Annotated in this window: 9 protein-coding genes; 3 read left to right on the top strand and 6 right to left on the bottom strand. The window is 71.3% G+C overall.

Annotated features, from left to right (window positions below; translation table 11 throughout):
- Positions 1 to 14: 14 nt before the first annotated feature.
- The 6 genes from ACWDGI_RS33555 to ACWDGI_RS33530 all read right to left on the bottom strand — a co-directional run bounded on the left by ACWDGI_RS33555 (position 15) and on the right by ACWDGI_RS33530 (position 11,216).
- Positions 15 to 1,502, bottom strand: a complete 1,488-nt coding sequence (locus ACWDGI_RS33555; protein WP_450765746.1) for a protein kinase domain-containing protein — start codon at positions 1,500 to 1,502, stop codon at positions 15 to 17.
- A 38-nt stretch (positions 1,503 to 1,540) separates the two neighbouring features.
- Entirely contained in the window at positions 1,541 to 2,191 is a 651-nt protein-coding gene (locus tag ACWDGI_RS33550) for a hypothetical protein (protein WP_450765563.1), read from the bottom strand.
- A 492-nt stretch (positions 2,192 to 2,683) separates the two neighbouring features.
- Positions 2,684 to 3,415 (bottom strand): HNH endonuclease family protein, encoded by a 732-nt coding sequence (locus ACWDGI_RS33545; protein WP_450765561.1) that lies wholly within the window; start codon positions 3,413 to 3,415, stop codon positions 2,684 to 2,686.
- A gap of 572 nt (positions 3,416 to 3,987) precedes the next feature.
- Complete coding sequence (gene mfd / locus ACWDGI_RS33540) at positions 3,988 to 7,521, bottom strand: transcription-repair coupling factor (RefSeq protein WP_450765559.1); 3,534 nt, start codon at positions 7,519 to 7,521, stop codon at positions 3,988 to 3,990.
- A gap of 330 nt (positions 7,522 to 7,851) precedes the next feature.
- Positions 7,852 to 10,431, bottom strand: a complete 2,580-nt coding sequence (locus ACWDGI_RS33535) for an ABC transporter permease (RefSeq protein ID WP_450765557.1) — start codon at positions 10,429 to 10,431, stop codon at positions 7,852 to 7,854.
- A complete protein-coding gene (locus ACWDGI_RS33530; protein WP_360489974.1) occupies positions 10,428 to 11,216 on the bottom strand; it encodes an ABC transporter ATP-binding protein in 789 nt (262 codons plus the stop codon). Before ACWDGI_RS33530 ends, ACWDGI_RS33535 begins: the two co-directional genes overlap by 4 nt.
- A gap of 446 nt (positions 11,217 to 11,662) precedes the next feature.
- Between ACWDGI_RS33530 and ACWDGI_RS33525 the strand changes: the two genes are divergently transcribed.
- The 3 genes from ACWDGI_RS33525 (at position 11,663) to ACWDGI_RS33515 (ending at position 15,400) form a co-directional block, all read left to right on the top strand.
- Positions 11,663 to 13,156: an MFS transporter gene (locus ACWDGI_RS33525; protein WP_450765555.1), complete on the top strand. Its 1,494-nt coding sequence runs from the start codon at positions 11,663 to 11,665 to the stop codon at positions 13,154 to 13,156.
- Between the two features lie 226 nt (positions 13,157 to 13,382).
- Positions 13,383 to 13,793, top strand: coding sequence for a DUF485 domain-containing protein (locus ACWDGI_RS33520; RefSeq protein WP_450765553.1), 411 nt, complete (start codon positions 13,383 to 13,385; stop codon positions 13,791 to 13,793).
- A complete protein-coding gene (locus ACWDGI_RS33515) occupies positions 13,790 to 15,400 on the top strand; it encodes a sodium/solute symporter (RefSeq protein WP_450765551.1) in 1,611 nt (536 codons plus the stop codon). The genes ACWDGI_RS33520 and ACWDGI_RS33515 overlap by 4 nt, the downstream gene beginning before the upstream one ends.
- Positions 15,401 to 15,408: the final 8 nt, after the last annotated feature.

Below are 15,408 nucleotides of genomic sequence, written 5' to 3'. Positions count from 1 at the left end.
GAACCGCGCGGGAACTAGCCGCGCACCTGCCCCAGCCACTGCAGCGTCCGCCGGACCTCTCCCGCCATCGGATGACCGGGCCCGTGCAGCCGTTCCACGTCGAACAGCAGCCGGGTGAGCGTGTCCTGACCTGCCGGCCGGTCGCCGAGCGCCAGCAGCAGGTGCCCGATCCGGCGGCGCACGTCGTGCGCGAGCTGCGGATCACCGGCCACGTACTGGTTCTCGTAGTACGGCAGCAGCGCGCGGTACTCGGCGAGCGCCGCGGCCGGTTCGCCGAGCTGTTCCAGGCACTGGGCGGTCTCGTAGCGGAAGCGCAGGGACTGCGGGTCGGCCTGGCCGGCCTCGGCGGCGCGTTCGTCGGCGAGCCGGCGCAGTTCGGGCAGCGCGCGCCGGTACTGGCCGTCGTCCATCAGGGTGGCCGCGTACTGCTTGCGCAGCGTGCGGACGACCGTGGAGCGCTCACCGTGCTGGTCGGCGGCGACCGGCAGGATCGCACCCAGGATGTCGACGGCCTGGGTGATGCGCCCCTCCCCGAGCAGCCGCTTGACCTCCTCGACGGCGGTGACGACATCGGGTCTTCCGGGCACGGCGGCCACCGGGGCGGCGGGTTGGGGTGCGGGCAACCGCGCGCGGTCCGGCCAGGGGGCGTGCGGGCGCAAGAAGGGGCGGGTGGGGTCCAGGGGCGCCCCGGTGTGCATGCCGCGCGCGGGCAGGAGCGGGACGAGGTTCTCGTACACCTCCTGCGCCGAGGCGGGCCGGTGCTGCGGGTCCTTGGCGAGCAGCCGCAGCACCAGCGCCTCCAGCGGCTCGGGCACCTCGGGGCGGAGCCGGCGTACCGGCACCGGCTGCTCGTACAGGTGGCGGTGCAGCACGCCGAGCGAGGTGGAGCCGGCGAACGGCACCTCTCCGCTGAGCAGTTCGTGCAGCAGCACCCCGAGCGCGTACAGGTCCGTGTACGGGCCGACCGCGCCGCCCATCGCCTGCTCGGGCGCCATGTAGGCGGGCGAGCCGATGGGCGTGCCGGTGTGGGTGAGGCGGGTGCTGTCGGTTTCCATCACGGAGGCGATACCGAGGTCCAGGACGGTGATGGTGCCGTCCTGCTTGACCATCAGGTTGCGCGGCTTGAGGTCGCGGTGGACGATCGGCACGGCGTGCACGGCGCTCAGCACGGCGCACAGTTGCGCGGCCACCGCGACCGCCCACGGCCAGGGGTACGGATCGTGCTCCGCGAGGTGGCCGGCGAGGTCGGTGCCGTCCACGTACTGCATGACGAGGAACAGCTCCTCGCCCTCGGTGCCCGCGTCGTGCACGGTGACCAGGCCGGGGTGGTCGACCTGCGCGGTCACCCGGCACTCCCGCAGGAACCGGCGGCGCAGTTCGTCGGCGTCCGCGCCCGCCACCTTGTCGGGGCGCAGCAGCTTCACTCCCACCCGCCGGTCGAGCCGCTGGTCGTACGCCGTCCAGACCTGACCCATGCCGCCCTGCCCGATGAGCGTGGACAGCTGGTAGCGGTCGGCGACGACTCTCCCTGTCGCCACGGTCACCTTCCGCCCTCGTCGCGGCCGTCGTGCTTGCGCAGATAGTCACTGAGCTCGTCGAGCTCGGCCCGCACCTGCTCGATCCGCGCGGGCGCCGGACGCTGGGGCGGCGCGGGTATCGGGGGCTGGGACAGCGGCGGCGCGGCGACCGGAGGCACGGTGTGCGGGGGCGGGGTGTGCGGGGGCGGGGTGTGCGGGGGCGGGGTGTGCGGGGGCTGCGCGCCCAGAGGCGTCGTCGTCGTGGTGTACGGGGAGGCGGGGGGCGGGTAGCCGTACGTGTGCGCCGTGGTCTGCGCCGCGTACGCCTCGCGCTGCCGCTGGAAGTGGCGTACGTCGGCGGCGAGGTAGTAGACGATCGTGGCCAGGAGCGTGCCGAACAGCAGCGTGATCCCCAGGTAGCCGCCGGCCGTGTGCACGTCGTCGCCGGGTTCGGTCGCCAGCAGCACGACGCTGAGGATGTCGGCCGCGGCGACCGCCACCAGCAGGCCGTAGTCCGCCGATCTGCGGGTCACCACGGCCAGCCGCAGCATCATCGCCCAGGCCAGAAAGCCGACGCTGAACACTCCCATCGCCACGAACACCACGCGCAACAGGACCAGTACCGCGTCGTGCGGCGGCCGCTGCACCGGCTGCGCATGGCCCTGGCCTTGCATGATCGCTCCTGTATTGCCTGAAAAGGGCGTACGTGCCCGCCCGGTGCGTCCGCTGACGGACAGCACCGGTCGTGCGTTGGTCGGATCGAGCATATGGCCCGACACCGACGTGCGGTCCGGGTTGTATCGAACCGTTGTGTGGCGATCGCCGGGGCGCGACCACCCACACCCCGGCGCGGACCGCAGAAGGGGGTTGCGCGGACGGGGAGTGCACGCGGGCGCGGCCGAGGGGCGGACGGGGAGTGCACGCGGGCGCGGCCGAGGGGCGGACGGGCGATGCACGCGGGCGCGGACGCGCGCCGAGGGGCGGACGCGCGTCGAGGGGTGTGCGATGTCAGAGCGATGGGTGCCTGCGCATGGTGGGTCCGGCGTGCACGGCGCGTCCGCGCGCACCCTGGTTCACAGCGAACCGGGGCGCGCGCCGGACGCCTCGAAGCCGACCACGGCGCCGAAAGGTTTCCGTCGTCGGGACCCGACGTGCGGGCCGTCGCGTCAGCGGGCCTTGAACCGGGACGGCGCCTTGGTCGGGTTGCCGCCCGCGGGAAGTTTCTGACCGGGGCAGGTGGCGAGGACCTTCTTCATCGCGGCCTTCTCCGCGGCGGTGGCCCACAGCCCGTACTTCTTCTTCACGGCCACCTGAGCGGCGACATAGGTGCAGCGGTAGGCCTTGTCGGGCGGCAGCCAGGTGGCGGTGTCGCCGTCGCCCTTGCCGCGGTTGGCGCTCGCATCGACGGCGAGGAGGTTGAGCGGGTCGTTGGCCAGGGCTATGCGCTTACTGGCGTCCCAGTACTTGGCGCCCGTCTGCCAGGCGTCCGAGAGCGCGACGAGGTGGTCGATGTCGACCAGGCTGCGGCCGCGCTTGTAGGTGATCTCCTTGCCGGAGTAGGGGTCCGGCTCCAGCACGCCGGAGGAGACCTTGCAGTCGCCGTCGGTGAACTTCACCTCCTTGAGGTCCCGCTTGAGTATGTCGTCCCTGGTGTCACAGGAGTTGGAGTCGGTGTCCGCCCAGGCGGAGCCGAACTCCTCCCGGGTGTAACCGGTCTTCGGCGCCCGGCCCTTGACGGTCAGCGCGTCGGCGGCGGTCAGCGCCGCTCCCCCGCCGCCCGCTCCCCCGCCGCCCGCGCCCTGGGCTCCCGGGCTCCCCTTGTCCTGCAGGTCCTTGCAGCCGGCCACGGCGAAGATCATGACGACAGCGATGACCGCCCCGCCCCTCAGACGCGTCACGTGCGCCCCCCTCTTCCATCCCTCTTTCCGCCTCCACGCGGGCGGATCTCTCCTGGCTCACGGTAGCCGCCGCACGGTTCACGTCGAATGGTACCTAAAAGGGCGAATTGACAACCAACTCCCCCTTATCGGAACCGCTTTGACGCACCGGGAGAAGCCCGGGCGGTACGCCTACGCGCCCGCTCACACCACGCCACGGTCGCACGCCGTAACGCACGCCTTGCCGGTTCGTGGCGCGCCAAACCGCCGGGGCCGAGCGCAGGATCGGCGGACCGAAGGCCGCCGTGACGGTCGCGTCGTCCACGAGGTCCGGTGTGCAGGGGTTGTCCGGGAATGAACGAGGCGCCTGGCAGGCGCCGATGCGTCGACGACGGGGAGTGGGCGCGGGCGGTGCCTGGGAACCGGCAAAGGCCGCGCCTCGGCCGTCCGCGCCCCGCACCGACGGCCCTGCGCTCCTCCGGGCCGACGGCCCTGCGCTCCCGGGGCCGATGGTCCCCCGACCCCGACCCCGACCCCGGCTCCGGCTCCGGCTCCGGCTCCGGCTCCGGCTCCGGCTCCGGCTACGGCTACGGCTACGACCCCAGCACCGACGCCAGGAACTCACCGACCCAGCCCAGCAACTCCCGTCCGACGAGCGGCTTTCCGCCCACCTTCGCGGTCTTCGGACGGGGCACCAGCACCTGGTGGGCGGCCGGCTTGATGACGGTCCCCGGGTACAGACGCTTGAGCCGCAGCTCCTGCGACTCGCGCAACTCGACCGGGGCGAAGCGGATGTTGGTGCCCTGGAGGACGATCTCACCGACTCCGCACGCGCGGGCGAGCATCCGCAGCCCGGCGACCAGGAGCAGGTTCTCCACCGGTTCGGGCAACTTGCCGTAGCGGTCGGTGAGTTCCTCGCGGACGGCCCTGATGTCCTCCTCGGAGTTGGCGGAGGCGATGGACCGGTAGGCCTGGAGGCGCAGCCGCTCGCCGGGCGCGTAGTCGTGCGGGACGTGCGCGTCGACGGGCAGCTCGATCTTGACCTCCAGCGGCGGCTCCTCCTCGATCTCCCCGGTCTCCAGCTGCCGCCGGTAGTCGGCGACGGCCTCGCCGACCATGCGGACGTACAGGTCGAAGCCGACGCCCGCGATGTGGCCGGACTGCTCGCCGCCGAGCAGGTTGCCGGCGCCGCGGATCTCGAGGTCCTTCATCGCCACGTACATGCCGGCGCCCATCTCGGTGTGCTGGGCGATGGTGGCGAGCCGTTCGTGCGCGGTCTCGGTGAGCGGCTTCTCCGGCGGGTACAGGAAGTACGCGTATCCGCGCTCACGCCCTCGGCCGACCCGGCCGCGCAGCTGGTGCAGCTGGGAGAGGCCGAAGGTGTCGCCGCGTTCGACGATCAGGGTGTTGGCGTTGGAGATGTCGATGCCGGACTCGACGATCGTCGTGGAGACGAGGACGTCGAACTTCTTCTCCCAGAAGTCGACGACGACCTGTTCGAGGGCCGATTCCGACATCTGGCCGTGGGCGGTGGCGATCCGCGCCTCGGGGACGATCTCGCGGAGGCGGGAGGCCGCGCGGTCGATGGACTCGACCCGGTTGTGGATGTAGAAGACCTGGCCCTCGCGCAGCAGTTCGCGGCGGATGGCGGCGCCGATCTGCTTCTCCTCGTAGGGGCCGACGAAGGTGAGCACCGGGTGCCGTTCCTCCGGCGGGGTGGTGATCGTGGACATCTCGCGGATGCCGGTGACCGCCATCTCCAGGGTGCGCGGGATCGGGGTCGCGGACATGGTGAGCACGTCCACGTTGGCGCGCAGCTTCTTCAGCTGCTCCTTGTGCTCGACGCCGAAGCGCTGCTCCTCGTCGACGATGACCAGGCCGAGGTCCTTGAACTTGGTCTCCGAGGAGAACAGCCGGTGGGTGCCGATGACGACGTCGACCGCGCCTTCCCTGAGGCCCTCCAGGGTGGCCTTGGCCTCGGTGTCGGTCTGGAAGCGGGAGAGCGCCTTCACGCTCACCGGGAACTGCGAGTATCGCTCGGAGAACGTGCCGAAGTGCTGCTGCACCAGCAGGGTGGTGGGCACGAGGACGGCGACCTGCTTGCCGTCCTGGACGGCCTTGAAGGCGGCCCGGACCGCGATCTCGGTCTTGCCGTAGCCGACGTCGCCGCAGATCAGGCGGTCCATGGGGACCGACTTCTCCATGTCCTCCTTGACCTCGGCGATGGTGGTGAGCTGGTCGGGGGTCTCCGCGTACGGGAAGGCGTCCTCCAGCTCGCGCTGCCAGGGCGAGTCGCCGGCGAAGGAATGGCCGGGGGCTGCCATGCGCGCGCTGTAGAGCTTGATCAGGTCGGCGGCGATCTCCTTCACGGCCTTCTTGGCGCGCGCCTTGGTCTTCGTCCAGTCCGCGCCGCCCAGACGGTGCAGGGTGGGCGCCTCACCGCCGACGTACTTGGTGATCTGCTCCAACTGGTCGGTGGGGATGTACAGCCGGTCGCCGGGCTGGCCGCGCTTGGCGGGCGCGTACTCGACGACCAGGTACTCGCGGGTGGCGCCCTGGACGGTGCGCTGGACCATCTCGATGTAGCGGCCGACGCCGTGCTGCTCGTGGACGATGTAGTCGCCCGCCTCCAGGGTGAGCGGGTCGATGGTCTTGCGGCGGCGGGCCGGCATCCGGGCGCCGTCCTTGCCGGCCGCCTTCTGGCCTGACAGGTCTGTCTCGGTGAGGACGGCGAGCCTGAGCGCGGGGTCGACGAAGCCGTAGTCGATCGAGCCGCACGACACGTGCACGACCGAGGGGCTCAGCTCTTCCAGGTCGACGTCGAGGCGGGCCGCGATGCCCTCGCCGCCGAGTACCTCGACGGTGCGGGAGGCGGGGCCGTGGCCCTCGGTCACGTACACCGTGCGCCAGCCGTCGGCGAGCCAGCCCTTGGTGTCGGCGAGGGCCTTCGCGGTGTCGCCGCGGTAGGTCTCCGGGGCGTGCATGCCCAGCTTGAGGGTGTCGGCGGCCAGCTCCTCGTCCGCCGCGAACGGCGACACCGACCACCACATCATGTCCCGCTCGCGCGCGCGGTCGCGGACGTCCGCGATCGACCACAGGGAGGCCGCGCCGACGTCGATGGGCGCCTCGCCGCCGCCCGCGGTCGCCGCCCAGGAGGCCTGCAGGAACTCCTGGCTCGTGGCCACCAGGTCGGCGGCGCGCGTGCGGACCCGCTCCGGATCGCACACGACGGCCATCGCGCCCTTGGGCAGCACGTCGAGCAGCAGCTCCATGTCGTCGACCAGGACGGGGGCGAGGGACTCCATACCCTCGACCGCGATCCCCTCGGCGATCTTGTTCAGGAGTTCGCCCAGCTCCGGGTGCTGTTCGGCGAGGGCACGCGCGCGTGCGCGGACGTCGTCGGTCAGCAGCAGCTCGCGGCAGGGCGGCGCCCACAGTCCGTGTCCGGCGACCTCCAGGGAGCGCTGGTCGGCGACCTTGAAGTAGCGGATCTCCTCGACGTCGTCGCCCCAGAACTCGACGCGCAGGGGGTGTTCCTCGGTGGGCGGGAACACGTCCAGGATGCCGCCGCGCACGGCGAACTCGCCGCGCTTCTCGACGAGCTCCACACGCGCGTAGGCGGCGGCCGCGAGGGCTTCCACGACGTCGTTCAGATCGGCGCTCTGCCCGGTGCGCAGTGCCACCGGCTCCAGGTCGCCGAGGCCCTTGACCTGCGGCTGGAGCACGGACCGTACGGGCGAGACGACGACGGAGACCGGGCCGGTCTCGGGGTCGTCGGGTCTCGGGTGGGCGAGGCGGCGCAGCACGGCCAGGCGGCGGCCGACGGTGTCGCTGCGAGGACTCAGCCGCTCGTGCGGGAGCGTCTCCCAGGAGGGGTACTCCACGACGCCCTCGGACGGCAGCAGGGTGCGCAGGGCGGCGGCCAGGTCCTCGGCCTCGCGGCCGGTGGCGGTGACCGCGAGCACCGGCCGGCCGGCCTCACGGGCCAGGGCGGCGATCGCGAGGGGACGGGCCGCAGGGGGGCCGACCAGGTCGACGTGCATGCGGTTGCCGTCCGCGGCCGCCTTGATCGCTTCCGCGAGTGCGGCGTCCTTGACGACGGCGTCGAGCAGACCGTGCAGGCTCATTCAGGCGGCTTTCGTCCGGGGGTGGGCAACGCGAAGTGCCCGGCGCGGGCTGCGACCGGGGGGTCTCCAGCGTACGTCGCCGCGTGGACACGCGCCGGGGCTGTGGACAACCGCCTGTGGACGTCCTGTGCGGCGTTCCGCGCGCCCAGGGGGTCTCGCACGGGACACAAGCGCCCGGCGCCGGAGAGTCCTGGGACTCTCCGGCGCCGGGCCTTCCCCCGCAACCCCCGTATGCGGTGGTCTCTCAGTCGGTCCTGCGGGTTCTACCGCTCCCGTCGGTCCTGTCGGTTCTATCGCTCCCGTCGATCTCGACGGTTTCTGTCGCTCACATCAGTCCGTCGCGATCGCCTTCAGGACGTTCATGCGGCCCGCCCGGAACGCCGGGACCAGCGCGGCGAACAGGCCCACGAAGGCCGAGCCGATGAAGACTCCGATGATCGTCGGCCAGGGGATCTCCAGGACCTTCAGGCCCTGCAGGGCGAGCAGCTTCTGGGCGGTCGCGCCCCAGCCCATGCCCAGCCCCAGGCCCAGCAGGGCACCGAAGAGGGCGATGACCACGGACTCCATGCGGATCATCCGGCGCAGCTGCCGCCGCGACAGACCGATCGCCCGCATCAGGCCGATCTCCCTGGTCCGCTCGACCACCGACAGCGCCAGGGTGTTCACGACACCGAGGACCGCGACGATGATCGCGAGTGCGAGCAGCCCGTAGATCAGGTTCAGCAACTGCCCGATCTGGTCCTTCAGCGCCTGCTTGTAGTCGGTCTGGTCGCGCACGGTGTACTGCGGGTAGTCGTGCAGCGCGCTCTTGAGCGACTTGTACGCGCTGTCCTGCTGCCCGTCCTTGGCGGTGGCGAACACCAGCTGGTCGAGCGGCATCTTGTCGGCCGGCACGTACTTGGCGAGCGTCGCGATGGACGTGTACTTGGCGCCCGCGTCGATGACGACGTCACTGCTGGTGATCGCGCGGACGGTCAGGTGGGCCGTGCGCCCCTCCTTGAACCGGACGGTGATCTTCGAGCCGAGGTGGATGTCGTGCGCCTTGGCGAACTTCTCGTGCACGGACATCGAGTCGGGAAGGTAGGCGTCCTTGAGGTCACCGGCGACGGTCTTGGTCCGCAGGTCGGTCGCGTACGTCGGGTCGGCGGCCGTGATGTCGGTGTCCTTGAGCGTCTTGCCGTCGGGGGTGGTGTAGTCGGCCGAGGTGACCCGGTACTCGGTGACCCGGGCGAGCCCCGGCGTGTCCTTCACCGCCTTGACGGCCTGCGGGGTGATCGGCTGGCCCCTGTCGGACTGGATGATGAAGTCCGTGCCGACGGTCTTGTCGAGCTGGTCGCTGGCGGAGGCCACCATGGAGGAGCCGACCACCGAGAGGCAGGCGACCAGCGCGAGCCCGATCATCAGGGCGGCGCCCGTCGCTCCGGTACGGCGCGGGTTGCGCAGCGCGTTGCGTTCGGCCATGCGCCCCACGGGGCCGAACATCCGCAGCAGGACGGCGCCCAGGACCCGTACGACGGCGCCGGCGAGCAGCGGGCCGATGACGACGAACCCGATCAGCGAGAGCACGATGCCGACACCCAGCCAGGCGGCACCCTGCGACGCCTTGTCGGCCTGCGCGGCCAGGTAGAGGCCGAAGCCGCCGCCGGCGGTCAGCAGGAGGCCCAGCAGGGCGCGTACGACGCCTGCCCTGGCGTCGGCGGGGGCTCCCGCGTCGCGCAGCGCGGCCATCGGGGAGACCTTGCCGGCCCGCCGCGCGGGCAGGTAGGCGGCGAGGACGGTGACGACGACACCGAGGACCAGGCCGAGCACCGGGGTCGTCCAGGCCACCGTCAGATCGCTGGTCGACAGGTGCATGCCTATCGAGCCCATGAGCTTCATCAGCCCGACCGCGATGCCGACGCCCGCGCCGACCCCGAGGACCGAGCCGACCACGCCGAGCAGCAGCGCCTCGACGAGCACGGACCGGTTGACCTGCCCGCGGCTGGAGCCGATGGCCCGCATCAGGCCGATCTCGCGGGTGCGCTGGGCGACCAGCATCGAGAAGGTGTTGATGATCAGGAAGATGCCGACCAGGAACGCGATCCCGGCGAAGCCGAGCATCGCGTACCTCATGACGTTCATGAAGCCCTCGACGTCCTTCTGGTTCGCGTCGGCGGTCTCCTTGGCGGTCTGCACCTGGTAGCCGGCGCCGAGTTCGCCGGCCACGTTCTTCTTCAGCTGCGCGTCGGTGACACCGGAGGCGGCCGTCACGTTGACGTTCGTGAAGACGCCGCTCTGCCCGACGAGCGTGCGCTGCGCGGTCTTCGTGTCCATGTAGAAGATCGCGGCACCGGGGTTGGTGACGGTGAAGTCGGCGATGCCGGAGATCTTCGCGATGTGCGTGCCGACCGCGCTGATCACGCCGATCTCGTCGCCGAGTCCGAGGTGGTGCTTGTCGGCGGTGTCGGCGTCCACCATGATCTGGCCGGAGTTCGCCGGCGCCGCACCGGAGGTGACCTTCATGGTGCGGGCGTCGTTGGAGTTCCAGCTGCCGACGATGGTCGGTGCCCCGCTGGACGGCGACAGGCTGTCCTTCTTGGCGTCGACGACGGTCACGGACGTCGAGAAGACCGTCCCCTCGGCCGCCTTGACGCCGTCCGCCGCACGGACCTTGCCGACCACCGAGGCCGGCATGACCGGCGGCTTGCCGTTGTCCGAGGTCGTCTCGCCGGTGTCGGAGGCGCCCTTGGCGCTGACCGTCACATCGGACGAGGTCGCCGCGAAGAGCTTGTCGAACGTCGTGTTCATCGTGTCGGTGAACACGAGCGTGCCGCACACGAACGCCACCGACAGCAGCACGGCGACGGCCGACAGGGCCATGCGTCCCTTGTGCGCGAAGAAGTTGCGCATCGAGGTCTTCATGACGGTCATGACGTACGCCCCCGCGCGTCGAAGTCCTTCATGCGGTCCAGGACGGTGTCCGCGGTCGGCTTGAACATCTCGTCCACGATCCGGCCGTCGGCGAGGTACAGCACGCGGTCCGCGTAGGAGGCGGCGACCGGGTCGTGCGTGACCATCACGATCGTCTGCCCCAGGTCGTCGACGGAGCTGCGCAGGAAGCCGAGGACCTCCGCGCCCGCGCGGGAGTCGAGGTTTCCGGTCGGCTCGTCACCGAAGATGATCTCGGGGCGCGCGGCGAGGGCGCGCGCCACGGCCACGCGCTGCTGCTGACCGCCCGAGAGCTGCGTGGGACGGTGCTTGAGCCGGTCCGCGAGCCCCACGGTGTCCACCACGCGCCCCAGCCACTCCCTGTCGGGCTTGCGCCCGGCGATGTCCATGGGGAGCGTGATGTTCTCCAGCGCGTTCAGCGTCGGCAGCAGGTTGAACGCCTGGAAGATGAACCCGATCCGGTCCCGGCGCAGCTTCGTGAGCTTCTTGTCCTTCAGACCGGTGATCTCGGTCTCGTCCAGATAGATCTGACCGCTCGTCACGGTGTCGAGTCCGGCGAGGCAGTGCATCAGGGTGGACTTGCCGGACCCCGAGGGGCCCATGATCGCGGTGAACTGCCCCCGCGAGATGTCCACGTCGACGTGGTCGAGAGCGACGACACGGGTCTCTCCGGACCCGTACGCCTTGACGACCTGCCGCGCCCGCGCGGCAACGGCCGTACGCCCTCCAGTACCCCCGTGCCTGGGAATGGTCACAGCCGATGTCACGGTATGTCTCCTAAGTCGGTCAGCGAACGGACGGCTCTGTGCCGCGTCCTGCTGCGAAGCGTTTGGTACGACGATGAGTCTCGCGGTGCGTGGGGTTGCTCCGCGCTGGTGCGAAGCCCCGTCTTTCCCGGGGGAAAACCCCACCCCCGCCGGTTCGGTCAACCGCCCCCCGGCGACGTAAAGCCAGGTTAAGGACGACAGGGGTGCCGTCTCCTCCTCCGGCGGTACGAACCCTCCCCGAGCCTCAGTACGGAGAACCCCCTAGGGGAAGTCCACCGCCGGGTGGAGTCCTTCTCCGGGTCCGGCTCCACCCCCCGGCGCGCTCAGCCTCCTCCCTCTCCTCGCGTGAGGGTCAAGTGAATGCGCACTCCCGCCAGGTCGGGGCGGATGGGAAGCTGTCGCACGCGACATAGATGCAAGGGGAACGCATAGGGAGGGGATCCGGCGTGGAGAACACGAAACCCGCGATACGCGCGGCCGGGCGCGATGCCGGGACGAGCCGGCGGGGGGCCGTGGTGGCCGCCCTGATGCTCGCGATGGCGCTGGCGGCGCTCGACTCCACCGTCGTCTCCACCGCCGTACCGCAGATCGTCGGCGACCTCGGCGGGTTCTCCGTCTTCTCCTGGCTGTTCTCCGGCTATCTGCTGGCCGTGACCGTGACGCTGCCGGTGTACGGCAAGCTCTCCGACACCTTCGGCCGCAAGCCGGTGCTGGTCGCGGGGGCCGTGGTGTTCCTGCTGGGGTCGCTGCTGTGTGCGGCCGCCTGGAACATGGCCGCGCTGATCGCGTTCCGGATCGTGCAGGGCCTCGGCGGGGGCGCGCTGCAGGGCACCGTGCAGACCCTGGCGGCCGACCTGTACCCGCTCAAGGAACGTCCCAAGATCCAGTCCAAGCTGTCCACGGTGTGGGCGGTCTCCGCGGTCGCCGGGCCCGGGCTCGGTGGGGTGCTGGCCACGTACGCGGACTGGCGGTGGATCTTCCTCGTCAACCTGCCGATCGGCGCGGCGGCGCTCTGGCTGATAGTGCGTCACCTGCACGAGCCGGAGCGCGCGCCGCGCACGCCCCCGCGGGTGGACTGGGCGGGCGCGCTGGCGGTCTTCGCGTGCGGGGGCGTGCTGCTGACGGCGCTCGTGCAGGGCGGGGTGGCGTGGGCATGGTGGTCCGCGCCGTCGTGCGCGCTGTTCACCACCGGGCTCGCGCTCGTGGGGCTCGTGATGTGGATCGAGCGCCGGGCCGCGGAACCGATCATCCCGGGCTGGGTGTGGCGCCGTCGTACGATCGCGGCCGTCAACCTCGCGCTCGGCGCACTGGGACTGCTGATGGTCGCGCCGACGGTGTTCCTGCCCACCTACGCGCAGTCGGTCCTCGGCCTCGCGCCGGTGGCCGCCGGATTCGTGCTGTCGGTGTGGACGCTGAGCTGGCCGATCTCGGCGGCGTTCAGCCAGCACGTGTACCGGCGCATCGGCTTCCGCGACACCGCGCTGCTCGGCATCGGCGCGGCCGCGCTGATCCTGTTCGCCTTCCCCTTCCTGCCCTACCCCGGCGCCGCCTGGCAGCCGACGCTGCTCATGCTCGTCCTGGGCGGCGCGCTCGGCCTGTTCCAGCTGCCGCTGATCGTCGGCGTGCAGTCGACGGTGGGCTGGGAGGAGCGGGGCACGACGACCGCGTCGGTGCTCTTCTGCCGGCAGACCGGACAGACGATCGGCGCCTCGGTGTTCGGCGCGATCGCCAACGGCGTGCTCGCGGCCCACCTGGGCGGCGCGGGCGACCTCGACTCCGTCACGCGCGCGCTGGACGACGGAACCGCCCCCGAGTCCACCCGCCACGCGATCGCGGACGCGGTCCACGCGGTGTACCTCGGAGCGGCGTGCGCGGCCGCACTGGCGTTCCTGGTCCTGCTGTTCGTGGCACCGCGACGCTTCCCGGTCCTCACGGACTGACACCTGCCCCTTCGTCAACACGCTCCCCGAGAACGGCTCCCACCCCACGGTTAACGCGGGTAACACCCGAGGTCAGGCTCCCTCTCGGCCAGTAAGCGCATACCGGTCGCCCAGTTGGCGAAAAACACCGCGAGCCCCGGCTACTTGCGAGTAGCGTGCGTGACCCCGCTCCCTCCTCTCCCTGCGGTCCGCCGCCACGGACCCGAGCCACGCAAGGAGCACCGGGATGTCCCAGGACCCTTCCCCGCGCGATCCGTCGTACCTCACCTACCCCTGGCAGCCGCTGCCGCCGGAGCCGCCGGCACCCCGTCATCTGCCGCACCGGGAGCCGGTCGGCCACCACAGCGACCTGCGGGTGCTGCGCGGCGCCTACCGCCTCCAGCGGCGCACCGCGACCCTCACCGCACTCGGCTACTTCACCCTGTTCCTGGTGCTGTCCGCGTTCGCCCCGCGCATGATGACGAGCACGGTCGCCGACGGCGTACCCGCCGGCCTGCTCCTCGCCCTTCTCCAACTGCCCGTCACCTGGCTGGCGATCGCCCTGTACGAGCACACCGCGCGCCGCCGTGTCGACCCGCTCGCCGACCGCATCCGCAGAACGGCCGAACTGGACGCCAGGCGAGGAGCCGTACGGTGACCGGCTTCAGCGACTCCGCGCAGTCCATGTCCCTGGTCGCCTTCACCGCCGTCGCCACCCTCACCCTCCTGCTGTGCGTACTGACCGGCCCGGACCGCGACGACCTCGACGCCTTCTACACCGGCTACGGCTCCCTCTCCCCGCTGCGCAACGGCCTCGCCATCGCCGGCGACTACATCTCCGCGGCCACCGTCCTCGGCACCGGCGGCGTGATCGCCCTGTGCGGCTACGACGGTGTCGTCCTCGCCCTCAGCACCGCACTGTCGTTGATGCTGCTGATGTTCCTGCTGGCCGAACCGCTGCGCAACGCGGGCAGGTTCACCATGGCCGACGCGCTGGCCCGCCGGATGCCCGGCCGAAGCGTACGGATCACGGCCTGCGCGGTGACCATCGCCGCCCTGCTGCCGCTGATGCTGGTCCAACTCGCCGGCGCCGGCCAACTGATGGCGTTCATCCTCGGCTTCTCCGACGAGTCCGTGCAGACCTGCTGCGTCATCGGCCTCGGCGCGCTGATGATCAGCTACGCGGCCATCGGCGGCATGAAGGGCACCGCCCTCATCCAGATCCTGAAGATCGTGATGCTGCTCGGTTCCGGCACCGTGGTCGCCCTGCTGATCCTGCACCGCTTCGACTGGGACCCCGGCGCCCTGCTCGCCGCGGCGGCACGGGGCAGCGGCGCCGGAACCGCCTACCTGCACTCCGGCCTGCAGTTCGCCACAGGCCCCAACCCCCGCCTGGACATGATCAGTTCAGAACTGACCATCGTCCTCGGCGGCGCCTGCCTGCCGCACATCACCATGCGCATGTACACCGCCGCCGGCGCCCGCCAGGTCCGCCGCTCCATGTCCTGGGCCGTGTCGAGCGTCGCCCTGTTCGTCCTGATCATCAGCATCGTCGGCTTCGGCGCCACCGCCCTGGTCGGCCGTACCGGCATCACCGCCGCCGACCCGCAGGGCAACACCGCCTACCTGCTGGGCTCGCGCGCGGCGTTCGGAACCGACGTGTCGACGGCCGGCACCCTGCTCTTCACCACCGTCACCACGGCGATCTTCCTCACCCTGCTCGCCTCCGTCGCCGGCATGATCCTCGCCTGCGCCAACTCCCTCGCCCACGACGTCCTCGCGACCCGCGCCCAGGAGACACCGGCCCGGCGCGAGATGAAACTCGCCCGCGTCTGCGCGCTCGCCATAGGGGTCCCCACGATCCTGCTGGCGGCCCTGGTCCAGCACCACAGCCTGCAGCCCCTGGCCACCCTCTCCTTCTGCCTGGGCGCCTCCGCCCTCGCCCCCGCCCTGGTCTACGGCCTCTTCTGGCGCCGCTACACCCGCACCGGCCTGATGTGCACCCTCCTCGGCGGCACCCTCACCGTGCTCCTCCTGATGCCGGGCACGAACCTGGTCTCCGGCTCGCCGGGCGCCGCCTTCCCGCACGCCGACTTCAACTGGTTCCCCTTCACCACCACCGGCATCGTCTCCATCCCGGCCGGCTTCCTCCTGGGATGGCTGGGGACGGTCGTCTCCGGCCGGCGCGAGGCGGCAGAACAGCGTCGGCAGTACGAGGCGGTGGAGGGCTGGATCCTCGCGGGCGCCGGGCGCCGGGGGGCTTGAACGGAGCG

This window comes from Streptomyces sp. NPDC001220 (assembly GCF_053597895.1).
The sequence above is the reverse complement of the archived record's forward strand: the minus strand, read 5'-3'. Positions and strand labels throughout refer to the sequence as shown.